25 protein-coding genes are annotated in these 24,919 nt (G+C 36.8%); 17 read left to right on the forward strand and 8 right to left on the reverse strand.

Annotated elements, in window-relative coordinates; genetic code table 11:
* Positions 1 to 56 precede the first annotated feature (56 nt).
* The 9 genes from J4Q03_RS02845 to J4Q03_RS02885 all read left to right on the forward strand — a co-directional run bounded on the left by J4Q03_RS02845 (position 57) and on the right by J4Q03_RS02885 (position 9,268).
* The gene (locus tag J4Q03_RS02845) at positions 57 to 443 is read left to right on the forward strand and encodes a hypothetical protein (RefSeq protein WP_426046707.1); all 387 of its coding nucleotides are present in this window, start codon (positions 57 to 59) and stop codon (positions 441 to 443) included.
* 280 nt (positions 444 to 723) lie between these two features.
* Positions 724 to 1,137 carry a hypothetical protein gene (locus tag J4Q03_RS02850; RefSeq protein WP_426046708.1) on the forward strand — a complete coding sequence of 138 codons (414 nt, stop codon included), beginning with the start codon at positions 724 to 726 and terminating at the stop codon, positions 1,135 to 1,137.
* A 223-nt stretch (positions 1,138 to 1,360) separates the two neighbouring features.
* Positions 1,361 to 1,501, forward strand: coding sequence for a bacteriocin-like protein (locus J4Q03_RS02855; RefSeq protein ID WP_426046709.1), 141 nt, complete (start codon positions 1,361 to 1,363; stop codon positions 1,499 to 1,501).
* A 213-nt stretch (positions 1,502 to 1,714) separates the two neighbouring features.
* Positions 1,715 to 3,142, forward strand: coding sequence for an adenylosuccinate lyase (gene purB / locus J4Q03_RS02860; RefSeq protein WP_111954791.1), 1,428 nt, complete (start codon positions 1,715 to 1,717; stop codon positions 3,140 to 3,142).
* A 44-nt stretch (positions 3,143 to 3,186) separates the two neighbouring features.
* The gene (locus tag J4Q03_RS02865; protein ID WP_426046710.1) at positions 3,187 to 4,146 is read left to right on the forward strand and encodes a WG repeat-containing protein; all 960 of its coding nucleotides are present in this window, start codon (positions 3,187 to 3,189) and stop codon (positions 4,144 to 4,146) included.
* 30 nt (positions 4,147 to 4,176) lie between these two features.
* Positions 4,177 to 7,872, forward strand: coding sequence for a phosphoribosylformylglycinamidine synthase (locus tag J4Q03_RS02870; protein ID WP_426046711.1), 3,696 nt, complete (start codon positions 4,177 to 4,179; stop codon positions 7,870 to 7,872).
* A 76-nt stretch (positions 7,873 to 7,948) separates the two neighbouring features.
* Positions 7,949 to 8,347 (forward strand): ribonuclease inhibitor, encoded by a 399-nt coding sequence (locus J4Q03_RS02875; protein ID WP_426046712.1) that lies wholly within the window; start codon positions 7,949 to 7,951, stop codon positions 8,345 to 8,347.
* A gap of 45 nt (positions 8,348 to 8,392) precedes the next feature.
* Positions 8,393 to 9,019, forward strand: coding sequence for an SGNH/GDSL hydrolase family protein (locus J4Q03_RS02880; RefSeq protein WP_426046713.1), 627 nt, complete (start codon positions 8,393 to 8,395; stop codon positions 9,017 to 9,019).
* A gap of 66 nt (positions 9,020 to 9,085) precedes the next feature.
* Entirely contained in the window at positions 9,086 to 9,268 is a 183-nt protein-coding gene (locus tag J4Q03_RS02885; protein WP_426046714.1) for a bacteriocin-like protein, read from the forward strand.
* A gap of 33 nt (positions 9,269 to 9,301) precedes the next feature.
* On the opposite strand, the gene J4Q03_RS02890 is transcribed toward J4Q03_RS02885, so the two are convergent.
* Positions 9,302 to 9,658, reverse strand: a complete 357-nt coding sequence (locus J4Q03_RS02890) for a diacylglycerol kinase family protein (RefSeq protein WP_426046715.1) — start codon at positions 9,656 to 9,658, stop codon at positions 9,302 to 9,304.
* Positions 9,659 to 9,902: 244 nt separating this feature from the next.
* On the opposite strand from J4Q03_RS02890, the gene dnaN reads away from it, so the two are divergent.
* The 3 genes from dnaN (at position 9,903) to J4Q03_RS02905 (ending at position 14,543) form a co-directional block, all read left to right on the forward strand.
* Positions 9,903 to 11,033, forward strand: a complete 1,131-nt coding sequence (dnaN, locus tag J4Q03_RS02895) for a DNA polymerase III subunit beta (RefSeq protein ID WP_426046716.1) — start codon at positions 9,903 to 9,905, stop codon at positions 11,031 to 11,033.
* 300 nt (positions 11,034 to 11,333) lie between these two features.
* Positions 11,334 to 13,736 (forward strand): phenylalanine--tRNA ligase subunit beta, encoded by a 2,403-nt coding sequence (gene pheT, locus J4Q03_RS02900; protein ID WP_426046717.1) that lies wholly within the window; start codon positions 11,334 to 11,336, stop codon positions 13,734 to 13,736.
* 396 nt (positions 13,737 to 14,132) lie between these two features.
* Positions 14,133 to 14,543 (forward strand): META domain-containing protein, encoded by a 411-nt coding sequence (locus J4Q03_RS02905; RefSeq protein ID WP_426046718.1) that lies wholly within the window; start codon positions 14,133 to 14,135, stop codon positions 14,541 to 14,543.
* A gap of 49 nt (positions 14,544 to 14,592) precedes the next feature.
* Here J4Q03_RS02905 and J4Q03_RS02910 read toward each other — a convergent pair whose 3' ends face one another.
* The 7 genes from J4Q03_RS02910 to J4Q03_RS02940 all read right to left on the reverse strand — a co-directional run bounded on the left by J4Q03_RS02910 (position 14,593) and on the right by J4Q03_RS02940 (position 21,550).
* The gene (locus tag J4Q03_RS02910) at positions 14,593 to 14,832 is read right to left on the reverse strand and encodes a hypothetical protein (protein WP_007845674.1); all 240 of its coding nucleotides are present in this window, start codon (positions 14,830 to 14,832) and stop codon (positions 14,593 to 14,595) included.
* Between the two features lie 36 nt (positions 14,833 to 14,868).
* Positions 14,869 to 16,185, reverse strand: coding sequence for a hypothetical protein (locus tag J4Q03_RS02915; protein WP_426046719.1), 1,317 nt, complete (start codon positions 16,183 to 16,185; stop codon positions 14,869 to 14,871).
* Positions 16,186 to 16,189: 4 nt separating this feature from the next.
* Positions 16,190 to 17,080, reverse strand: coding sequence for a 3-hydroxybutyryl-CoA dehydrogenase (locus J4Q03_RS02920; RefSeq protein ID WP_426046967.1), 891 nt, complete (start codon positions 17,078 to 17,080; stop codon positions 16,190 to 16,192).
* A 12-nt stretch (positions 17,081 to 17,092) separates the two neighbouring features.
* Positions 17,093 to 17,503 (reverse strand): hypothetical protein, encoded by a 411-nt coding sequence (locus tag J4Q03_RS02925; protein ID WP_426046720.1) that lies wholly within the window; start codon positions 17,501 to 17,503, stop codon positions 17,093 to 17,095.
* Between the two features lie 69 nt (positions 17,504 to 17,572).
* On the reverse strand, positions 17,573 to 18,451 hold the full coding sequence (bla-A, locus tag J4Q03_RS02930) for a CGA/CIA family class A beta-lactamase (protein ID WP_426046721.1): 879 nt from the start codon (positions 18,449 to 18,451) through the stop codon (positions 17,573 to 17,575).
* Between the two features lie 64 nt (positions 18,452 to 18,515).
* Positions 18,516 to 20,240: a cellulase family glycosylhydrolase gene (locus J4Q03_RS02935; protein WP_426046722.1), complete on the reverse strand. Its 1,725-nt coding sequence runs from the start codon at positions 20,238 to 20,240 to the stop codon at positions 18,516 to 18,518.
* 344 nt (positions 20,241 to 20,584) lie between these two features.
* Entirely contained in the window at positions 20,585 to 21,550 is a 966-nt protein-coding gene (locus J4Q03_RS02940) for a Gfo/Idh/MocA family protein (protein ID WP_426046723.1), read from the reverse strand.
* 140 nt (positions 21,551 to 21,690) lie between these two features.
* Between J4Q03_RS02940 and J4Q03_RS02945 the strand changes: the two genes are divergently transcribed.
* From J4Q03_RS02945 to J4Q03_RS02965, 5 genes are all read left to right on the forward strand, one after another.
* Entirely contained in the window at positions 21,691 to 22,341 is a 651-nt protein-coding gene (locus J4Q03_RS02945; RefSeq protein WP_426046968.1) for a protein-L-isoaspartate(D-aspartate) O-methyltransferase, read from the forward strand.
* 259 nt (positions 22,342 to 22,600) lie between these two features.
* A complete protein-coding gene (locus tag J4Q03_RS02950; RefSeq protein ID WP_426046724.1) occupies positions 22,601 to 22,864 on the forward strand; it encodes a prevent-host-death protein in 264 nt (87 codons plus the stop codon).
* Positions 22,865 to 22,956: 92 nt separating this feature from the next.
* Positions 22,957 to 23,940 (forward strand): 2-hydroxyacid dehydrogenase, encoded by a 984-nt coding sequence (locus tag J4Q03_RS02955; protein ID WP_426046725.1) that lies wholly within the window; start codon positions 22,957 to 22,959, stop codon positions 23,938 to 23,940.
* Between the two features lie 52 nt (positions 23,941 to 23,992).
* Complete coding sequence (locus J4Q03_RS02960; protein ID WP_426046726.1) at positions 23,993 to 24,286, forward strand: hypothetical protein; 294 nt, start codon at positions 23,993 to 23,995, stop codon at positions 24,284 to 24,286.
* Between the two features lie 160 nt (positions 24,287 to 24,446).
* Complete coding sequence (locus J4Q03_RS02965) at positions 24,447 to 24,884, forward strand: endonuclease domain-containing protein (protein WP_426046727.1); 438 nt, start codon at positions 24,447 to 24,449, stop codon at positions 24,882 to 24,884.
* Positions 24,885 to 24,919: the final 35 nt, after the last annotated feature.

Raw genomic sequence — 24,919 nt, forward strand, 5'->3', positions numbered from 1 at the left:
CTTTTCCTTTTTGGCATGATTTTTAATAGCACAGTTATAACTTTAAGATAATAATTATGAAAAAAACGATTTTACTTGGCGCAATGTTTTTGGGCTCTTTTATATTCGCACAGATCAAAGGTGGTGACAGAGATGCTCACGGATGTATTGGTTCGGCAGGATATACCTATTCCCAAATCAAAAAAGATTGTGTAAGGGTATTTGAGCAGAAGATTAAATTAACAGAAGTTGCCCCTAAAGGAAGCTCTACCTCAATGGCTGCCGTTATTTTCAGTAAAGATTTGAAAAAAGCCGAAGTTTTCGTTCCGGATACAGATGGAGAAAGCCTGATTCTTACAAGAGCGGGGAAAAGTAAAATCTGGAAAAAAGATGGATATGTATTGGTTCCTTTTAAAAAGAACGGATATCAGCTTAAAAAAGACAAGGTTGTGATTTATCAGTAAATCCAGATTATAAAAGTACAATTGAGACTGTCCGCTAAGACAGTCTCTTTTCTTAATTGCATAAAGAGTCTAATTTTTACGAAGACATATTTTTTACTAGAGGCCTGGAAAATTGTATACTATGATCGGAACCAATTCTGGTAATATAATATCCAGGAAATACATAACTAAATAATATAGTTGTAAACCTTTCAAAATGAGTGGCTTTTTTGTATCTTAGATTAACTAATACCTTTTTACTATTGTTATTGTATAAAAACTTAACCATTAATATTTTAATATGAGAAAAACTATTTTATTGTGCACAATGTTCCTCGGTTTTTTAGCCTTTGCCCAACAAAAATCGCCGGTTCTAGGAGGTGATAAAGACGTTCATGGCTGTAAAGGCTCCGCAGGCTATACGTATTCACAAATCAAAAATGATTGTGTGAGGGTCTTCGAACAGAAAATTAAATTAAAAGAAATAAGCTCAGATAAAAGTTACACTTCAATGACAGCTGTTATTTTTAGTAAGGATATGAAAAAAGCTGAAGTTTTCATTCCTTATGAAAATGCACAAAGCATTATCCTTGAGAGAGCAGGAAAAAGTAAAATGTGGAAAAGTGGAAGCTATATTAAAGAAGCTTATGTTTTAGTTCCTTTTAAGAAAAAAGGATATCAGATTAAAAAAGACAATGTTGTGATTTATCAATAAATCTCAATTTATAATATACATGCCGCTTCGAAAGAGCGGCTTTTTTATGAAATGCTGACAGGTTTTGATATGTTTTCAATTAAAAATATTCTTTGATAATTTTGAAAAAAATAAATAATTAAGATTAAATTATACTTTTAACTAAAAAAATGTATATTGGTATAACCAAATTATAGCGAAATCCGAAAAGCTGATAAGTAGGAAAAAACAAAAAAATAGTATTATGAAAAATCTAAAAAAACTTACAAAACAAGAATTGAAAACAGTTCAGGGAGGTATTCCTATGTGTTTACCAGGTTATTTCTGGTGTTCATTCGTGAGGAAATGTATTCCTGTAGGGTCAGAGTGCGGACTTGCTCTGTAGCATTTGATCCTTGCCCAAAACAAACAACAAAGCCGTTCGAAGAACGGCTTTTTATATATTTAGAATTAATAAATAGTCTTCAAAAAACAGGTTTTAATCTCTTTGAAAACCCAGAATAAAGGATCAGTTTTGAGTAAAATTTAAAACAGCATTCACAATTTTCATCTCTCACTGAAAATCCGTATTTTTGTACATCTAAAAGTAAAAGAAAGAATGAATTCCTACAAAAATCCATTGGAAGAGCGCTATTCCAGTGAAGAAATGTTGTTTAATTTCTCACATAATAACAAATTCCGTACCTGGAGAAAGCTTTGGATAGCTTTGGCTGAAATTGAAAAAGATTTAGGTCTTGATATTACAGACGGACAGATCGCTGAGCTGAAAGCCAATGCCGAAAACATCGATTACGATAAAGCAGCTGAGTACGAAAAAAAATTCCGTCATGATGTAATGGCTCACGTTCACACTTATGGTGATGTGGCGCCTTCGGCAAAAGGAATTATCCACTTAGGTGCTACTTCGGCTTTTGTAGGAGATAATACAGACCTTATTCAGATCCGTGACGGGCTTTTGATCTTAAAGAAAAAGCTGGTTAATGTGATGAAAAACTTAGCAGATTTTTCTATTCAGTATAAAGATCTTCCTACCCTGGGGTTTACCCATTTCCAACCGGCTCAGCTGACTACTGTTGGAAAAAGAGCTACACTTTGGCTACAGAGTTTGGTTCTTGATATTGAAGAGCTGGATTTCTTCCTGGAAACACTTCGTTTCAGAGGAGTAAAAGGAACTACAGGAACTGCTGCAAGTTTCTTAGAGCTTTTCAATGGCGACTACTCCAAAGTAAAGCACTTAGATAAAGAACTTTCAAAAAGATTTGGTTTCGAAAAAGTATTCGGTGTTTCGGGTCAGACTTATGACCGAAAAATTGATGCTAAAGTAGTGGCTTTATTAGGAAATATTGCGCAGTCTGCTCATAAATTCACCAATGATTTGCGTCTTCTTCAAAATCTTAAAGAAATTGAAGAGCCGTTCGAGAAAAACCAGATCGGTTCATCAGCAATGGCTTACAAACGTAACCCAATGAGAAGTGAAAGAATCGGAGCTTTGGCAAAATATGTAATGTCCCTGACGACAAGTTCTGCGATGGTAGCTTCTACCCAGTGGTTTGAAAGAACTTTGGATGATTCTGCGAACAAAAGACTGACGATTCCTCAGGCATTCCTTGCTGTTGATGCCATCCTGTTAATCTGGAACAACATCATGAATGGAATCGTTGTATATCCAAACAGAATCAACAAGCATATTATGGAAGAACTTCCTTTCATGGCCACGGAATATATCATCATGGAAGAAGTGAAAGCCGGCGGTGATCGTCAGGAAATTCACGAAGTGATCAGAGTTCATTCTATGGAAGCTTCCAAGAAGGTGAAAGAGGAAGGCAAAGAAAATGACCTTATTGAAAGAATCTTAAACGATGATTCTTTAAAACTAGATAAATCAAAATTAAAAGAAGTTTTAGATCCTAAAAACTTTATAGGTTTCGCACCGATCCAGACAGAGGAGTTCATCAGCAATGAAGTCCAGCCGATTCTGGATAAAAATAAAGATTTGATAGGACTGGAGGCTGATCTTAAAGTATAAAACATATGCAGTCCTTTTGGGCTGCATATTTTATTTGATTCAACATGAAAAGAATTCTTTTACTCATTTCCATGATACCCACACTTTCTTTTTCCCAGAAGAAAGAGGTTTTAAAATATTTTATTGCTAAAGATTCTTTGGTAGGAGTTAAGAATCAGAAAGGGGAAATTATTGTGCCTGCACAATTTAAAATCTTCTCAAACCTTGAAGATGGAGAATTAGTTGAGGGGGAAACTATTTATTTTGATGGTGTTAAAAAAGGAGAGGCAAAAGAAAAAAATGCATGGGGGTATGTTTACGACAAAAAAGGGAATTTCCTTTATAGACCTTTATTTTACGACAACGGAGCAGATTATTTTTCCGAAGGTGTCAGAAGGTTTGTTAAAAATGGAAAAGTGGGTTTTGTGGACAGAAATGGAAAAGTTGTTATTGAACCGACTCATGATTTTGCATCGCCTTTCAATTATGGTTACACTGCTTTCTGTGACGGTTGTGACTGGGAAAAAACAGAAGATGAGCACAAAGCAATCGTTGGGGGGACTTGGGGAGTAATGAATTTCAAAGGGGAAATGGCAATACCTATTTCAAAATCAGAGAATGCGGTAGAAATTGGAGAAAAATATTATCCAAACCCTTTTAATTATAATGAAAAGGAGAAGACGATTCTTCAGTTTTTCAATGAACAAAACAAGAAGCTTTCACAAATATATTATGTAAATCATTATACAAAACTCTCTGATAATGAGAAGAAGTTATTTTTTGAAATTGTAGAAAGACCAAAAGAAAATTTCCCGTTCTATCAGGTAAATACATATGATTATAGAAAAACGGAAGCAGGAATATCGGATTATCAATTTTTAATCTCAGAAGACGGTAAAAATATTTTTGCCCTTGAATTTGGAAATGAAAAAATCCCTTTTCAAAAATGGCTGAAAAATGAAACCGAACAGGCCCAGCAATTTCAAAAAGAACATCCCGACAATCCGAATAAATTAAGTAAATAAGTCTAATAATATTTAAATATCTGACATCTAATGTCTAATAAAAAAAGAATTTTCGTAGAAAAAAGAGGAATTTTCGATGTTGAAAGTCCAAAAATTTTTGATGAAGTAAAAGCGGTTGTGCCGTCAATCAAAAGTGTGAAAGTGTACAATGTGTACGATATTTTCAATTTGAATGACGGTGAATTCGAAAAGGTTGTCAACAGCACTTTCGTAGATCCGGTTACTGATATTTTACATGAAGAAAATCCTGCCGAAGGAATCCATTTTGCCATGGAATTTTTGCCCGGCCAGTATGACCAGCGTGCAGATTCTGCGCAGCAGTGTATTGCTTTGCTTACGGAGAATGAAAAATCAAAAGTAAGAAGCGGAAAGCTGATCCAGTTTGAAGGAGTTTCTGAAGCAGACCTTGTAAAGATCAAAGATCTTCTGATCAATAAAGTGGAATCTCAGGAAAAAGATCTTACCATCTTAAATATTCCTGCAGATGAAGTTCCGACAAAAGTTTTGATCCACGAAGGTTTTATCAGTTTTGATGATACAGAACTTGAAAACTTTTACAATAATCACGGCTTTGCTTTAGGATTGGACGACCTGAAATTCATTCAGGAATACTTTAAAACAGAAAAAAGAAACCCTACCGAAACGGAACTGAAGGTTTTAGACACCTATTGGAGCGACCACTGTCGCCATACCACTTTTGAAACAGAATTGTCAGACATTCTGTTTGAAGGAGATTTTAAACATACATTGGAAACCATTTTCAATGACTATATCGAAAAAAGAAAATTCTTAGGCCGTGAGCTGAAGCCGATCTCTTTAATGGATCTGGCAACAGTATGCGGAAGATACTTCCATAAAACAGGTAACCTGGAGAATCTTGTTGTTTCTGACGAGATCAATGCATGTACCATCCAGATCGAAGCAGAATACGACGGTAAAAAAGAGCCATGGTATTTATTATTCAAAAATGAAACCCACAATCACCCTACGGAAATTGAACCTTTTGGGGGTGCTTCAACCTGTTTGGGAGGTGCCATCAGAGATCCTTTGTCCGGAAGATCATTTGTATTTCAGGCGATGAGACTGACTGGTGCTGCCGATGTTTTGGAACCGGTTGACAAAACTTTACCGGGAAAATTACCTCAGAAAACCATCACAAAACAGGCTGCCAACGGGTATTCATCTTATGGAAACCAGATCGGTCTTGCCACAACAATGGTTTCGGAGATCTATGATGAAGGCTACAAAGCCAAAAGAATGGAAGTAGGCTTTGTTACCGGAGCAGTTCCTGTAGATTGGGTAAGACGTGAAAAACCTGCCAATGGTGATTCTATCATCATTTTAGGTGGTGCAACAGGCCGTGACGGTGTTGGTGGAGCAAGCGGAAGCTCAAAAGAGCAGGACGAAACCTCTATTCATACCATGAGCTCTGAGGTTCAGAAAGGAAATGCCGTTGAAGAACGTAAAATTCAGAGACTGTTCAGAAACCCTGCAGTAACAAAACTTATCAAAAAATCTAATGATTTCGGAGCAGGAGGTGTTTCTGTAGCCATCGGGGAAATTGCAGATTCCTTAGAAGTGAATCTTGATGTTTTACCTTTAAAGTATGAAGGATTAAACGGAACTGAGCTTGCTATTTCCGAATCTCAGGAAAGAATGGCGGTTGTAGTTGATCCGAAAGATAAAGAGCAGTTCATCAAATTCTGTGAAGATGAAAACATTGTAGCTGTAGAAGTAGCAAAAGTGACCGATTCTGGAAGAATGCAGATGTTCTGGAAAGGAGATAAAATTGTTGACCTTTCAAGAGAATTCTTAGATACCAACGGATGTTCAAAATCACAGGATGTAAAAATTACCCATCTTGAACACGTAAAAGAAGAAACAGCATCTTTTACAAAAGAGAACTTCCTTAAAATATTAAGTGATAAAAATGTAGCTTCACAAAAAGGATTGCTGGAAATGTTCGACTCTTCTGTAGGAGGAACAACAGTAGCGATGCCTCTTGGAGGAAAATATCAGCAGACGCTGATGGAAGGAAGTGCTCAGACGCTGCCGATTCTGGGAGCAAAAGATATTGAAACTGTTTCCTTCGCAAGCTGGGGATTTGATACCGGAATTTCAAAACAGAATTCACTGTTGGGAGCTTCCTATGCCGTAGTGGAAAGTGTTGCTAAAATTGCTGCCATGGGTGGTGATTACAAGAATATCAGATTGAGCTTCCAAGAATATTTCGAAAAACTGGGGCAAAATCCCGAGAAATGGGGTAAACCTTTAGCCTCTCTTTTAGGAGCTTATGATGCCCAGATTAATTTAGGCCTTGCGGCTATCGGAGGAAAAGATTCTATGAGCGGTACTTACCAGGATCTGAATGTTCCGCCAACATTGATTTCATTTGCCTGTGCCAATGGTGACAAGAAAAATGTAATTTCCCCGGAATTTAAGCAGGCTGGAAACAAAATATATTTCTTCAGCCATACTCCTCAGGAAAACGGACTTCCAAACTATGAAAGCTTAAAAGAAATTTTCGAATTTATTTTTGAAAATATCAAAGCCGGAAAAATTGTTTCCGTAAAAACCATTAAGGAAGGAGGTGCTGCGGTAGCTTTAGCAAAAATGAGCTTTGGAAACAGGCTGGGAGCAGAGATCAATATTGACGAAAATGCTTTATTGGCTAAAAACATAGGTAGCTTAATCATTGAATCAAAAGAAGAGCTGAGTAATGCTTCTCTTCAGCAGATCGGTGAAGTAAAAGACTCAGGTGTTTTAACGATAAACGGTTTGGAATCTACGATACTGGATCTTGTTGCAGCGTATACCGGAACATTCGAAAACCTTTTCCCAACCAGGGAAAAAGAAAAGCTGACGGTTGAGATCGATGAGAAATCAAACTCAATCCATCCAAGAAATATTATTATTAAAAAGCATGGAATTGCTCAGCCGAAAGTATTTGCTCCTGTATTTCCGGGAACAAACTGCGAGTACGATACCTTAAATGCATTCCAGAAAGAAGGTGCTGTGATCAGCAGTCTGCCTTTGAAAAATATCAGTCACCAATTGCTGGACGAAAGTATTGATGCATGGGTAGAAGAGATCAGGACATCCCAGATTCTGGCATTCTCTGGTGGTTTCTCAGCAGGGGATGAGCCGGATGGTTCTGCTAAGTTCATCGTAAACGTTCTGAAAAACGAGAAAATGAAAAACGCTGTTCACGAATTACTGGACAGAGACGGCATGATCATCGGTATCTGTAATGGTTTCCAGGCATTGGTTAAATCCGGTCTGTTACCTTACGGAAGAATCAAAGATCTGGATGAAAACTCTCCGACGTTGGCCCACAATGCCATTAGAAGACATATTTCCCAGATGGTAAATGTAAAGGTGATCAACGACGACAGCCCTTGGTTAAAAGGAATGAAAGACCAGGTATTTACTATTCCTATCTCGCACGGAGAAGGTCGTTTCATGGCTTCCGAAGAAGAAATCAAAAAGCTTTACGAAAACGGACAGATCGCTACCCAGTACATAGATCTTGATGGAAACATCGCCCACGGGATGCCTTTTAATCCTAATAATTCATTATTCGGAATTGAAGGAGTGACCAGCCCATGCGGAAAGATTTACGGAAGAATGGGGCATCCTGAGCGTTTTGCAGAAGGCCTCATGAAAAACATACCGACTGCGAATTACCACAACATATTCAAAAACGGAGTAGAATACTTCAAATAAAATAGAAATGACCGCCACAGAATGGCGGTCATTTTTTATATTTACCAAGATTAAGCGTATAAAAATTAAATAAGGATTGGAATCAGGTAGAAACAAAATTATTATAAATGGCAGCCATTTTTCAGACCTGCCCGGATTCTATGATGAAGTTTCTTCAGTGTTGATGAAAGAGACAGACTGGAAAATAGGAACACTGGACGGCTTGGATGACATTCTGTACAGCGGTTTCGGAGTATTTGAAAGCGGAGAGGAAATTGAGATCATATGGAAAGAGTCCCAAAAATCAAAAGAAGATTTAGGTCTTGAATTAACCCGGAATTTTTACGAAAATAAAATCAGGCAGGGAAAACCATTTAACATAGAGTTGATACAGCAAAAACTGGATGATTTGCTTTCAGGAAAAGGGCAGACCCTCTTTGAAATTTTAGTTGAAATTATAGAATCCCATAAAAATATTACACTAATTTTGGAGTGATAAAAAAAACTAGATTCTAACATCTAATATCTAGCTTTCTAAAATATGAAGAAAATGATTTACGGGCTGTTCTTTGGAGACAGCATTACGTATGGAGAATATGACGGAGTATTCGGAGGATGGGTTGATATTCTTAAAAGATATGCCCTGCAGCAGTTTCATGAAGGAAGCAACGAGGTGATCCTTTTTAATCTTGGAATAGGAGGCGAAACCACAGAAGGCCTGTTGAAACGGATGCCTTATGAGCTGGCAGCCAGAAATTCAGCCGAAGGAAATATTGTTTTTATCGGGTATGGAGCCAATGATCTGGTCATCAAGAACGGAGGATCTATGGTAAATCCTGTCCAGTTCAGAAGCAATATGATGGAGGCCATTCAGCATGCAAAACAGTATACGAATGATATTTACCTGGTAAGCATTCTCCCTGTTTCCCGGGAAGTAGACGGTGTGAAGACTGCAACAGGGAAATTAAGAACAAATGACAACGTTCTTGTTTATAACCGGATTCTTAAAGATCTCACTGTTGAAAATGCTCTGCATTACATTGATTTTTACGCCGCATTCTTAAGAGATAAAGAAATTTTACTTTCCGGAGACGGTGTTCATCCCAATGAAAAGGGATATGGCATAATGGCTGAAACCGCAATCCCAATTATAGAAAAATATTTATGATTAATTTATCTTAATTTGGTGAAATATCATTTTTATTTGTAGTTTTATACTGACAAATAAAAAAATATGAAAAATCTAAAAAAACTTAACAGACAGGAACTAAAGAGTGTCAATGGAAAAGGGGTAAATCCACCTTTGATTACTGTCCCTCTTGATGAAAACGGACATTGTAATTATCCTTATGGCTGGTATTGTCCAAAATTTAACGGCTGTATGACCTCCGAATCCTGGGACTTTCACTGCGCTTAAAAAATTCAGGCATTTCTTTTCAGAAGTGCTTTTTTATTGAAATATATATTTCCAGTAAACAATAATTCCTACTGCAACAGATCCAATTGCCATCAAAAGAACCGCTCCCGCAGAAATATCTTTAATAAAACCAATTCTTTTATCAAAATCAGGCTGGACCATATCACATATCTTTTCTATAGCCGTATTGAATATTTCAGCACTTAAAACACCCGTTGAAGCCATAAGGATTAGAGCTGTATCAAGCGGTGAAAGCTTAAAATAAAATATCAGAATCAGGTTTATAAAAAAAGCAGCAAGTTCGATCCGGAAATTTCTTTCCGTTTTTATCATCTGGAAAATACCCCGGAAAGCATTTAAAAAACTTCTGTGAACAGGCGGTTTTTGCATAGCTTGTTTTTAACAAAGATAAGATTTGTAATTTTGATGCAAGTGAAATATTCAGTACCCATTCTCAGATCAATATTCACTCATTAATGAGAAAATAAAGATCAGAATTAAAGATCAGAATTAAATCCGGGCGTTAAAATCATGTCTTAAATCAGCTTAATGATATTTGTTCAAAACTCCTTAAGATTATTTTTTTCATTATAGTTTCTATTTATTATATTTGTAGAAACTTATTTTTAAATCTATGAAATTTATTATTTCAAGTGGTGAACTGCAGAAAGCATTGCAAACTGTAAGTGGCGTAATATCAAGCTCTCAATCGAGACCGATTTTAGAAAACTATCTTTTTGAACTAGACGGAAATAACGTTACCATTACAGCATCTGATGGCGAGACTACTCTTGTTACCTCTCTGGACGTAAAGTCTGATGATTCGGGTAAATTTGCCGTTCCTGCTAAAATTTTTCAAGATTTTATCAAGACGTATGGAGAACAGCCTTTAACGTTCGTTGTAAAGGATAATGCAGAAGGAACCGGAAGCCAGCTTGAGATTTTAGATGAGAAAGATAATTTCGCTGTAGCACTGGATAACGCTGATGATTATCCCGAACTTCCCGAATTTGATGCGTCTCAAACAGTGGTAATGCCGGCAGGAGTTTTATCTGAAGCGTTGACAAACACTCTTTTTGCAACAAGCAATGACTCTCTTCGTCCCGTAATGACGGGAGTATTGTTCCAGTTTGGAGAAAATGAAACCAATTTTGTTTCTACGGACTCCCACAGACTGGTAGTTTACAAAAGAACAGACCTGATGAATGCCGAGCCAATGGAATTTATCATGCCTAAGAAACCTTTGAATATTTTCAAAAATATTCTGGCCAGCTCTAACGAAGACGTTACCATCGACTTTAATGAGAATATGGCTAAGTTTACTTTTGGAAAGCATATCTGGATCTGTAGACTGATAGACGGTAAATACCCTAATTATACAGCGGTAATCCCGAAAGAAAATCCCAATGTACTGACGATCAACAGAAATCTTCTTCTGGGAGCGATCAAAAGAGCATCAATTATGTCCAATAAATCTACGAATCAGGTACGATTTAAACTGTCTGCCAACATTCTTCACCTTCATGCAGAAGATACAGAATATGCAAACAAAGCGGATATGCAGATTCCTTGCGATTATAATGGGGAAGACATTAATATTGGTTTCAGCTCTAAGTTTTTAACGGAAATGCTTACCATTTTAGGTTCTGATGATATCACTATGAAAATGTCTCAACCGAACAGACCGGGGATTATCGAACCTCTTGACGGTCTTGAAGAAAGTGAAAATATACTGATGTTATCAATGCCGGTAATCGGATTGTAACATTTAAATAAATAAAGCTATAAGAGATTGAATTTTTCAGTCTCTTTTTTTATTTTAAACAAGCTCAGACTTTTTAGAGAGTATTTTATTGGAATAATTACAAATTCTAAAGATAATATCAACATATTTATCTTTTTTATAGGAAAATTTGCTCATTCGGCAAGAAGGAATTAATAAAAACTATTTGTTTTAAAATGATTGCTAAATTTCTCTATTTCTTAAAAAAACACGACATTTGTACGGGAAAAATCGTGCAGTACATAGTGTGCGGAAATTCAATAATTTTTCAAAATATAGCAAATGAAAATATCAAACAACTGGCTTAAAGACTTTATCAAAACGGAACTGAAAACGGAAAGGATTGGAGAATTCCTGACAGATATAGGTCTTGAAGTGGAGGGGATAGAAAAATTTGAAAGTGTAAGGGGGAGTCTGGAAGGTATTGTCGTAGGAAAAGTATTGACCTGCGAAAAACATCCGAATGCAGATAAACTAAAAAAAACAACAGTTGATGTAGGCAATGGGAAAATATTAAATATTGTTTGCGGTGCTCCCAATGTTGAAGCAGGACAGACAGTTCCTGTAGCTGTTGTCGGAACTAAGATCTATGATAAAACCGGAAACTTTTTTGAGATCAAAGAAGCAAAGATCAGAAGTGAGGTTTCTCAGGGAATGATCTGTGCAGAAGATGAACTTGGCCTTAGTGAAGACCACGGAGGAATTATGGTTTTGGATGAAACTAAATATGAAGTAGGGAAGAACTTTGCTGACTATTTTGAATTGGCCAACGATGAAGTGATCGAAATCGGGTTAACGCCCAACAGAACAGATGCCATGTCACATTATGGTGTGGCAAGAGATCTTCATGCTTTTCTTTCCACCAACCAGCAAAAATCAACGTTTGAAAAACTGAATTCTGAAGTTTTGAATGGTGAAGGCTCACATAACTTTACTTTAGAAGTGGAAGACGCTGAGCTATGCCCAAGATATATCGGAGCTGTCATTGAAGAAGTGAAAATAGCCGAATCTCCGGCCTGGTTAAAAGACAGACTGAAAGCAATAGGTTTAAGCCCGATCAACAATATTGTAGATATTACGAACTATATTCTTCACGGTTACGGACAGCCACTTCATGCATTTGATGCTGATAAAATCACTGGCAGTAAAGTAAAAGTGGGTACAGTAAAAGAAGGAACGAAATTTACTACCTTGGATGGTGTTGAAAGAACTTTGAATGGTTCTGAAGTCATGATCAAAGACGGTAATGATAACCCAATGTGTATTGCAGGAGTTTTTGGCGGTGCCAACTCAGGAGTTTCTGATGAAACAAAAAACATATTCCTGGAAAGCGCTTATTTCAATCCGGTTGCCGTAAGAAAAGGGGCTAAATTTCATGGTTTAAATACAGATGCTTCTTTCAGATTTGAAAGAGGAGTAGACCCTAATATTACCAGGACAGCAATAACCCATGCCATCAAAATGATTCAGGAGATTGCAGGAGGGAAACTGGTGGGCGATCTGTTGGAGGAATATCCAAAGAAAATAGAAGATAATTATGTGATCATCAGATTCTCAAAGATCGAACAGATCTTAGGAACAAAGATCCACAGAGAAAAAGTAAAGGAAATTCTGAAATCTCTTGAAATCCAGGTTTTAAATGAGATCCAGAATGGGCTTGAAATCTCTGTTCCTGCTTACAGAGCAGATGTAACGAGAGAAATTGACGTAATTGAGGAAATCCTGAGAATTTACGGATACAATAAGATTGATGCTCCGCAGAAAATATCATTTACACCGGTAAAATTAAGTGCTAACGATCAGGATGAGCTCGAGAATAACTGGGCAAGAACACTGCAGGGACTTGGCTTCAACGAAGCTATGAACAACTCGCTGACTTCTGTAAAAGATGAAACCGATGCTGTAAAATTGCTGAATCCATTGAGTGGTGACCTTGCCTTCATGAGAAAATCTTTACTGGAAGGACTTCTTCAGAATGCAGTGTACAACATTAACAGAAAGAATCAGGATATCAAATTCTTTGAATTCGGGAAAATTTATCATAAAAAAGATAAATATGAAGAAAGAAAACAGCTCGCCCTTCTTGTTACCGGAAGAGACGTGGCTGAAAACTGGCTTCAGCCTAAATCAGCAGTAAGCTTCTACAATCTTAAAGCGTATGTAAAAGTATTATTAGAGAAACTGGGAGTTGATTATAAAGAAACTGCTTTAGCAGATGAAAGGTTCTCCGACTCATTAGCTTATGAAGCCGGAGGAAAAACTTTAGTAAGAATTGGAAAAGTATCTCCGGTTTTACTGAAAGACTTTGATATTGATCAGGAATGTTTCTATGCAGAAATAGAGCTTGAACTGGCTCAGGAATTACGTTCTAAAAATGTACTTAAGTTTAAAGATATTCCTAAATTCAACAAGATCAGAAGAGATCTTGCTTTATTGATCGATAAGAATATAAACTATCAGGATCTGTATCAGACTGCGAAAAAGAATAAATCTCCTTTCATCAAAGGGATTAACTTATTCGATGTGTATGAAGGGAAGAACCTTCCGGAAGGAAAAAAATCTTATGCGATGAGTTTTGAACTTCTTAATGAAGAAAAAACATTGGAAGAGAAAGAAATTTCTGAAGTAATGGATTCTCTGATCAAAGCATTCCAAAAAGAATACAACGCAGAATTAAGATCTTAATTCAGATAAAATATAACAAAAAAACGGGCTTCAGCCCGTTTTTTTGTTTTGTAATCATTGCAAATTAAATTCTACATAATCTTACAGTATATATTTTCAAGTATAAAGATCTGCTCAATCAGCCAAATCTGCGAGAGAAAAAAGAAATTTAATGATCTTCAGATTACCATTCCATAGAAACGGGCTTTAGCCCGTTTTAACAATGCCCAGGATGATTGGCTTTAGCCAAAAATTAAACCATCATCTAAGAAGTAAACAAAGTTAATTTAAAGACATTAATCCCACTGATCCTTAGAAGTTAATCCTAAAATAGAACTTTTCGAAAGTAATAAAATTCCTCTCGGTCCGTTTAAATAATATAATTTCCTTAAATTTGAGTAAATCAAAAAGAATAAAATGAAAAATCTTTTTTTAAGTATAGCTGCGGCTGCCGTTCTGGCATCTTGCGGTACATTGTCCAGTGCTTCTGCATCTAAAGTAGGAAAGGCACAGCCTTCACTGGCCAATACAAAATGGACATTGGCAGATAATGTGAAAGGTAAGGTTCCGACCCTTAATATTGAAGGAGAAAAGATCAATGGAAATGGAGGATGCAACAACTATTTCGGAACAGCCAAGATAGATCCTTCCACAGGTGATTTTTCTGCCGGACAGATGGGATCTACCAGAATGATGTGCAACAATATGAGCGTTGAGCAGAATTTTATGGATATGGTGGGGAAAGCCAACAAATATGTGATTTCCGGTACTACCTTAGAGCTTTATAAAGACAATTTACTGCTGTTGAAATTCAATAAAGCGGAATAAAATAAAAAGGAACTCAATTTGAGTTCCTTTTTTATGTTTAGGTAGTTATTTATTCTTCCTCTTCTTCGTCGTACTTAGCCAACTCTTCATCACACCATTTAAATGCAGCCTCTACAACTTTTGTAGCTTCGTCTGCCATAGTTTCTTCATCGTCACCTTCCAAATCATCTAGCCACTCAACTTCCTCTTCCTCAACGTTTAAGATAAATCTTGGATATTCTGTGTGAACTACGAATAAATCTTCAGGAAATTCCGAATTGTCTGCTAATAAAAACTTTGGTAATTTCATTTTTTTATATTTTAACTTTAATCAAAGATAATAAAATTATTGATATTTGTTCCTGTTGATTTTAATTTTTTGCAAAACTTTATACCTTGTAAGAGTCGTTCTGCGGAGCGTATCTTCAGGCTTGAAAGTAAGGGTAATATCAGGGTTTACCGTACTTAAAAGTTCAGCAACCTGTATTCTTTCAAGACTTTCTTCATTTAAAATAAAAAACTGTATAGGAACTTTATCCAGTTTCTCGCTTTTTAAAAAATCTGAGGCAGCTCTTCTGTTTTCAAGATAATTTCCTTTGGACAGCCAGGTGAAGGCGAGTCCGGATAATAGGCTCAGTGCAGTGATTGCATAGGTTTTAGTATTGAAAATCCTGAAAAGTCTGTTAAAGTAAATAAGCCATACAGGGATTATAAAAGGTCCTATAATTCTGTAATCCAATGGAATGACCGAATAAAAATACTGGACAAAATAAGAGCATACAATGCCGGAAATACTGATAATGATAAAGAAATATTCCGTTTCAGACAGCTTATTTTTTATAAAAAGATAAATCATCAAAAAGATATTCAAAGCACCAATGCCATAAATACCATAATTGATAAAGCTTCCCCGGGGATCTGCAATATGGATGAAAGGATTGAATGAAGTAGTCAATCCCTCTATCAGCTCTTTCATTAACTTGGAAGTGGGGTGAATTCCCATAACCAGAGCCTGATTGATATAATTTTCATTAAAATAATCAATAAATAGAAGTTTATAAGCTCCCACAAACAAAATTCCTATACTACTGGAGATAATAAATACCGATGAATATTTTTTTCTCAAAAATATCAGACCGTAAAGTCCGGTTCCTCCAATAAAGAATAAAGCACTATACCTGATATTATAAAGAGCAATTAATGAAAGCGAGAGATAAAAAATAGCTTTTCCTTTTTCTAATTTTCCTGTAATGATCTGCGAGGCAGTATATAAAAATAAAAACACAAAAGGAATAATAAGGGCTTCGCTCATCGTATAGGCAAACAATGACACAAAGATGAACAATCCGCATACTGCAATGGCTTCACGTTTATAGAACTTTTTTTTCCAGCAGAAATAAATAATAAAAAGATAAGCAGCAATTCCAAGAGCCTTACTTCCCCAGAACTCGTCGAAGCCAAGGAATGTAAACAGCCTGATGCCAACAGGATAACCTACCGGAGTGGTAGTATTGTCAATAGTAGGAAGACCATGCGCGAATCTCATAAAACGGATAGAATCGGGATTTACCCTTCCTTTCTCATTTAATATAAAACGAAGAATGGTCATCATTACAGTGATGATGACCATTGCTATCTGGATATTTCTTTCCTTTAATTTCATTCAGTTATTTCAAAAACATTTTTGAAACTTTTTCAGCTTTTTTGCTTTCCGAATAATCATAGAAACCTTCTCCCGACTTTACACCCAGTTTTCCGGCCATTACCATATTTACCAAAAGTGGGTTCGGAGCATATTTAGGGTTTTTGAAACCGTCGTACATGACATTAAGAATGGCAAGACAGATATCAAGACCGATAAAATCTGCCAGCTGAAGCGGTCCCATCGGATGTGCCATACCAAGCTTCATGACCGTATCAATTTCTTCTACACCAGCCACTCCGTTGTAAAGTGTTTCAATAGACTCATTGATCATGGGCATCAGAATCCTGTTGGCAACGAAACCAGGGTAGTCATTCACTTCTACAGGGACTTTACCCAGTGTTTTGCTCATTTCATAAATAGCATCAAAAGTTTCCTTGGAAGTAGAATATCCTTTGATGATTTCTACCAGCTTCATAATAGGAACCGGATTCATAAAATGCATTCCGATTACTTTATCAGCTCTTTTGGTAGCCGCAGCGATTTTTGTAATAGAAATTGAAGAAGTATTCGTAGCCAGGATACAGTCCGCAGGTGCAAATTCATCCATCTGTCCGAAGATCTTCAGTTTCAGATCCTGGTTTTCAGTGGCTGCCTCTACGACTAGATCTGCGTTACCTGCCGCTTCTTTAAGCGCTGTAAAAGTACTGATGTTTCCTAATGTTTCAGCTTTCTGCTCTTCTGTAAGGTTTCCCTTTGCAATTATTCTGTCAAGGTTAGTTGTAATTGTTTTCAGTCCTCTGTCCAGAGCATCCTGCGATACATCTACCAGATTTACTTTGAATCCGCTTTGTGCAAAAGTATGCGCAATCCCATTTCCCATGGTTCCAGCTCCAATAACTACAATGTTTTTGATCATTTTTTTCTTTTATTTTTTATAGATAGTTAAATTTTTAATATCTGCTAAATCAGATTTATAAACAGTCACCGCCGGATCGAAATCCACCGTGCCGTCACTGTTCTGTTTTCTGGTTTTATTTTGTGAAGTAATAACAGATTCAAGGCCTTTTTTGAAGGCAGCTTTCTGTTTTTTATTCAGTTTGTCTGTCCCGATGTATAAAGTAAATTCACCTTCTCTTCCCAAGCCACTTTGTTCCAGGATTTCAAAAGCTCTCAGCTTATTGCTCTTCTCAAACTTTTTCAGATAATCTGTCACAGGTTTTGTAGAAGGTGTTCCGCAGCAGATACTGCCATAGCTTATGCGTACGTAGTTCATGCTCTTTTGCGAAAAAAAGAATGCAGAACAGAAAAGAAATGTTGCTAATACTATTTTTTTCATACTCATAGTTTTTCCGGATTAACGAACAAAATTCACCGGTTTTTCAGCTTTAAAAATAAGCTTAATATTTTACTTATTAAAATCATCCCAGACTGCTTTCGAAATATCAGAAACCATTTTGCAGTTCACAGCATCACTTTCCATGGAATTGCTTACAAATATGGCAATTGCGTAATGTTTTCCGTTCAGAAGCGTAATGATTCCCATGTCGTTTTCAGCAACGGTGAGTCCTTCGTTATTTTTTCCGGAAGCACCAGTTTTATGGGCAACAGGTGTGTTTTTAGGAAGCTGTTCAACAATTTTATTCGTACCGGTTTTCGTGCCGATCATAATCTGCATTAAATAATCTGTAGACTTTTTTGAAAGCAGTTTTCCATCATAGAACTTTTTAAGAAGCTGTACAGCAGAATTGGGAGTGCTGTAATTGTCGTACTGCGTTTTCCAGTTTTTATGCATATCATCTTCGTTGCGCTTGATCTGAAAACCTTTTACTCCTTTGCTATCCATAAACTTCTGAACCGTCTGCGTACCCCCGATTAGTTTCAACAAAAGGTCACAGCCGTTATTGTCACTTAATGCCACCGTATAATCCAATACCTCTCCCAAAGTGAGTGAAATATTGGCATCAGGATACTTTTCACGGATAGGCGACCAGGTGTTTTCCAGCATATCTTCTTTTTTGAAGAAAAGTTTCTGATCCAAAGACAGCTTTCCTTTATCCACAAGATCTAAAACGGCACACGCAATATGAAATTTGAAAACACTTAAAGTAGGAAGTGGTTTGTCCCCGTTTTTATTGTATTTAAAATTATTTTCAAAGCCCAGCACAGAAACTCCAACCGTTGCTTTTTTACCTTCGGTAATAGAATTTATTTTCTGCTCCAAAACAGATTTTTGAGCCACAGCCAACGACGAAATCAGAAGAAAGAAAAGTCCTATTTTTTTCATAGTATAATGATTAAAGAAAAATCCCTTTCAGATACTAAAAGGGATTTGCAATTTAAGATAATTATTAGTCTATTTCAAAATAATTCAGATTAGAACCACTGCTTTCAAAGTGGAGCCTGATTTTATTTGTTCCTTGCTTCAGAGATAGGTTCTTAACCGAAACTGTTTTCCAGTTTTCATCTCCTCCGGTGGAGGGCAGTGAAACTTTGGCCAGCAGTTTTCCCGAAGCATCTTCCAACCTGATACCGGCATCATTCTTACCCGCATATCTGATGCTGAAGGTATATTTTTTCTCGGATTTTGCATCAATGGTATACTGAAGCCATTCTCCCGCTTCCGTTTTACCCACATAATAAGTATTGGTAATGCCGTCATGGTAAATATCCACACCGTCATTTCTCATCTGCTGCCCGGAATTCCATTCCGATCTTTTCTTCGGATCACTTACCCAAAGGTTGATAAAATCTTTATCCAGATAAGCCGAACCCATTCTACCCAAATCATAGTCCGAAGCAAATACTCTTCCCGGAATCTGATGTTTTTTAAACGGTTTTGCCGACTCGTCGTTAACCTGTCGGAACATGGCATCTATAATGTCATTCTTGATCTCCACATTACTGAATTTATAATTCTCCGCGATCTTCATCAAGGCTTTTGTGGCAAAGTCTTTAGAAGGTTTTTCGCCACCGTTTTTCCAGTAATTCAGGAGTTTTTCATATTCAGGAGTAATTTTGACATTGGTAATTCCTGCAATATTATCGATCTTTTTCATCGGCCAGAATGCATATCCGATATGATGTCTGTCCAGAAGCTGGATCAGCTCCGTAAACCATACATTGGAGTTTTCCCCGGTTTCCCCGAGCCAGATAGGCATGTTGTGTTTTGTCCTGAGATCAAGAATAGACTGTATGGTTTCATCATTATTATAATTCCAGTATTTATGAAAGCTGAATGCCATATTGCTGTCCCAGATCGGAATCAGTCCGTTATAATTGTTTCCCCATCCGTTTCCTTCAATAAATATGATATGCTTTTTATCCGTTTCCCGGATAGCAGCTGTAATGTCTTTCTGCAGTTTCCAGAGCGGAGCGTTCGACATTTCATCGGTACCGTTCGGGTTTTTTCCGGTGAAATTGATATTCGGCTCATTGATCAGGTCATAACCGCCGATCCACGGCTCATCCTTATACCGCTCAGCCAGCTTTCTCCACAAAGCGATTGTTTTATTTTGATTTTCAATGCTTTCCCAGAGAGAAGGTTTTGTTTTATCGTTGTCTGAAATGTTGACGTCATTTCCCTGTCCGCCCGGTGCTGCATGAAGATCAAGAATCAGGTATATTTTATTGGCGGCACACCATTTCAGAAGGTCATCTGTCATTTTAAAACCTTCTTCCAGCCATGTATTCTGTCCTTTTACCGGTTCCTTTTCAATGGGAGGAGTATATAGATCATAATGCATCGGAAGCCTTACGGAATTGAAACCCGCTTTAGCAAGAAAATCGATATCCTGTCTGGTGATACCGTTTTTCAGGTAAGCTTTATAGAAATCCTTCATTCCGTCTTCCCCAATTAATTCAGTGATTTTCTCTTTGATCTTGTGCTGAGGCCCTGCAAAATCAGCTGTTTTCAGCATATATCCTTCCTGAAGCATCCACCCGCCAAGGCCCAGGCCCCGCAGCTGGATGTTTTCTCCCTTGTCATTAATTATTTTCTGTCCGTCAGTTTTTAATAATTGTGATGTCCCAAATTGAGACAATAATAAAGCAGATAATAGAATGGCTCTTTTCATATAGATTTATTTATTTTAAATTATAGGAGAGAATTACAGAACAATAGTTTTAAGAAAGACAAATATATTTAAAAAATCCAGAACAAAAATTAAATTTTTGCAATGAAAAGATTATTTCCGAGAAAAAAGGAAATAGTCAATCTTGTTCTGTGTTAACGACAAAATATATCAGGCTGTCATTCCAAATGACAGCCTGATATAATATATAAACCGTTGCATACTTTTGAATCCTTGTATTTCGGAAATAAGTGAAACGCCTTTGTTATCTTATTTAAAGAAATGGATGTCAATTCTTTGTCTTTCTTTGCGTTTAATGTGTACAAAGATAAAGCTTAGAATAAATCTTATTTTGAAATCAGTCGTACAATTTCAAGAGCAACCTTTAAAGCTTCCGTTCCGTCTTCCAGGGAAACTTCCACATTTTTGCCGTCAGTAATGGCATCTGCAAAAGAATTTAATTCATCAAGGATGGCATTATTGGGTTCAATATTAGGGTATTCAAATAAGATCTGGTTCTTTTCTCCGTCAGCATTTTCAATAATCATATCAAAAGGAGTAGGGTTTTCAGGAGCGTCTTTCATCCGGATCACTTCAGCTTTTTTCTCCAGAAAGTCAACAGAAATATACGCATCTTTCTGGAAAAAACGGCTTTTTCTCATGGCTTTCATAGAAATTCTGGAAGTGGTAAGGTTGGCTACACAGCCGTTTTCAAATTCTATTCTGGCATTGGCAATATCCGGAGTTTTACTTACCACACAGACACCGCTCGCATGAATATTTTTAACCTTAGATTTAGCCATGCTCAGCAAAATATCCAGATCATGAATCATAAGGTCCAGTACTACAGAAACATCCGTCCCTCTGGGATTGAATTCAGCCAGCCTGTGGATCTCAATAAACATTGGATTTTTAATGTATTCTTTAGTGGCAATAAAAGCGGGGTTGTATCTTTCAACATGTCCAACCTGCGCCTTAATACCGTTTTCCTGACATTTGTGAAGAATTTCTTCCGCCTGCTCAAGTGTTTGGGTTACCGGTTTTTCAATGAAAAAATGAAGACCTTTTTCAATTGCTTTTAGAGCGTAATCATAATGATAGACTGTGGGGGTCACAATATCCAGCATATCGATCTGCTCAAGAAGTTCATCAAAATTTTCAAAATATTTATACCCGAATTCTGCTTCTATTTTTTTCCCGTTTTCAGGATCTTTATCGTGGAAACCTACCAGCTCGTACTTATCTGACTGGTTAAGAAGTCGTAAATGGATCTTCCCCAGATGTCCGGCACCTACCAAACCTGCTTTTAACATAGATTTTTTTAATTTTTGTAAAGATAAGAATTTTAGGTGTTAAGAAATACCCTGTTGCTTTTAGGTTGATAAGTATGGATAGTTTTTTTACTTTTGCAGGAACTATTACCTGTAACCTAATAACTATTATCTTACCAATGATGCATGATTCGTTTGTACATAAAGGAAAAAGAAAGATTCTGGTCGAATATTTAAGACATAAAATAGGGATCTCGGATGAAAATGTACTTTCGGCAATGAATGACGTTCCGAGACATCTTTTTATCGAAAGTATTTTTGAGGATTTTGCTTATGAAGACCGGGCATTTCCTATTTTATCACATCAGACTATTTCCCATCCCTCAACAGTAGCGGAACAATCCGAGTTGCTGCAGGTAAAACCAGGCGAAAAAGTTCTGGAAATCGGGACCGGATGCGGATACCAGACAGCCGTTCTGATCGCTATGAAAGCCCTGGTCTATACGGTGGAAAGGCAGAAAGATCTTTTTGATTTCTCAAAGAAGAAATTCCGTGAGCTGCACATGAATCCGAAATTTCAGAGTTTTGGAGACGGCTTTGCCGGGCTTCCTACTTTTGCTCCTTTTGATAAGATTATTGTTACCTGTGGAGCTTCGGTTTTACCCACAGAACTATTAAAACAGTTAAATATAGGTGGAAAAATGGTCATTCCGTTAGGGCCTACCGATGAACAGATCCTGTACAGATTTACAAAAACGGCTCCTACACAATTCGAAAAAGAAGAATTTGGGGCTTATAAATTTGTTCCGATGCTTGGAGATACCAATCATTAACATGAATACATATTTACTTTGCATATATGAATCACACTTAAGTTTTTATGAAAATCTTTGATTTTCTGCTTGATATGGTCTTACTATTTTCAGGATGGTAAAACTTTTTAAAACTAAAGTGCCTAAAGTGTTTAAATAAATTAAAAATTTCGTGTCTTTTGTGGTTAAAAAGAAACTTCGATTTTTTAATAAACTTTAAGACCGGTTCGGAACAGTAATTGGATTCAATAGAGTACCTAATCACTTAAATTTTATTATTATGGATACGAATAGATTTAAATCCTCACACGATTTCAGTAATATTCAGAAGAATCTGCATAATAATCCAGGATATCACGCAGAAAGCTATAGCCAGCAGGTGAAGGATTATATGAATGATATGAAAACTAAGAATCAGGAAGCAACCAAACAGGGATTTATGGCTCATGCACAGAAATCGGCAAAGGATGTTTGGGAAGAAATTCAGGAGATGGCTTCTCAAGCCTGGGACAAAAATCAGAACGAATCGGATGAAAAGCAGTAATTTTTAATATTAAAGTTAAGAACCTCACTTTTTTAACAGGAGTGAGGTTTTTTATTTGAAATTTTAAAGCACCAATAAATACAAAATAAATAATGAAAGTATTTGTAAACAAAAGAATTCCTGAAGCTGGACTTAGTATGTTAAAAGAAGCCGGGCTGGAAGTTTTTATTCCCGAACATGAAAACCTGTCTCATGAAGAATGGCTGATCTATTGTCAGAATAACGATGCCATTTTAAGCATAGGAGCAGAATTTAAGTACGACAGGGATTTTTTCGATCAGTGTCCCAATATAAAAACAATTGCTTTGTATTCTGTAGGTTTTGATCATGTGGATGTTAAAGAAGCCAATCGCAGAAATATTCCGGTAGGAAATACACCGGATGTCCTCAGTAAAGCCACTTCTGATATAGCTTTTCTGCTGATGCAGTCTGTAGCAAGACGGGCGAGCTATAATTTTCAGAAGGTAAAAGACGGGAACTGGGGCGATTTTGACCCGCTGCATGCACTGGGACAGGAATTGTACGGGAAAACTTTAGGAATTATGGGATTGGGAAGAATTGGTTTCGAAATGGCTGAAAAGTCGCAGAAGGCTTTTGATATGAAAGTCATTTACCACAACCGGAACCGGAATGAAGAAGCAGAAGAAAAGCTGAATGCTACGTATGTTTCTTTTGAAGAACTTATTGAACAGTCGGATGTACTGAGTGTCCACGCCAATTTCACTCCTGAGCAGAAGGATCTCTTTAACGGTCCTGTTTTTGAAAAAATGAAATCCAATGCTATTTTCATCAATACGGCAAGAGGCGGTTTTCAGAATGAGAAGGATCTGTATGAGGCACTGGTTTCAAAACAGATCTGGGGAGCAGGTCTGGATGTTACCAATCCGGAACCCATGTCCAAAGAAAGCCCTCTTTTGGAGCTTTCCAGTGTTTGTGTATTGCCACATATAGGCTCTGCTACTATGGAAGCCAGAACAGGAATGGCAAAAATAGCCGCCGAAAATATTATCGCCTTTTCTAAAGGGGAGAAAATTCCTTATTGTGCCAATCCGGAAGTATATTCTGAAAATTCATAGCAGCTTGGAATTATTTTTGTTCTCTATTGTTAAACCTTAAATACATCATATTATGACACCTGAAAACAATACCAATGAACAGAACAGAAAGCTGGAGCAAATGGATTATAATCCTAATGAAGATATATTTAATAAAGAAAAACATATCCCGCTCGACGGCGATGGAAATCCCATATTAAATGAGGACGAAGATGATGATAAAATAGATAAAGGGCTCGATATTCCGGGAAGCGAAGATGACGATGATATGGAAGAAATAGGAGCTGAAGACGAAGAAAATAATTACTGGAGCCTCAGTGACAACGAAGATGACCATGAGGAAGATAATGACGATGTTTTAACTTAAATCTTAAGCGGATACAATAAAACAGCCTTACTGATTTTCAGTGAGGTTTTGTTATTTTTGGAAACCACCTGTTTTCTGCAGACTATCATTCCCTTCCATTGGAGGGGTGGATTCGACTGAAAGGAGAAGACGGGGTGGTAAACAAGAAAAAACACAAACAATGAAAGAAATACTAACCCATATCAATGGCGTACCCATCCGTAGAAACTTCGTAGAAAATCTACCCTTTAATCCTCAATTAATTGTATTATTGAAAGAAAAGCGAAAAGCCGGAATTCTGGGTGAAGTTATTTTCTGGAAAAAAGTTCGGGCCGGAACATTTCACCATATAGATTTTGACAGACAAAGAATTATTGGAAATTATATTGTAGATTTTTACGTGAAAGCTTTAGGGCTTATCATTGAAATTGATGGTTCAAGCCATGACGAACAACAGGTTTACGATGGAATAAGGCAGGAATACCTTGAATCTTTGGGACTTCTTGTTTTCAGGATCTCTGATTTTGATATTAGGAATAATATGCATGTAGTGATGAAGGATTTGGAGTATTTTATTATTCAGTATTATGGGACCACCCCGTCTTCCAAAATTCCATGAATTTTGAAATCCACCCCTCCGGAGTAGGGGAATTT

The organism is Chryseobacterium sp. NFX27 (assembly GCF_049887855.1).
Taxonomy (GTDB): Bacteria; Bacteroidota; Bacteroidia; order Flavobacteriales; family Weeksellaceae; genus Chryseobacterium.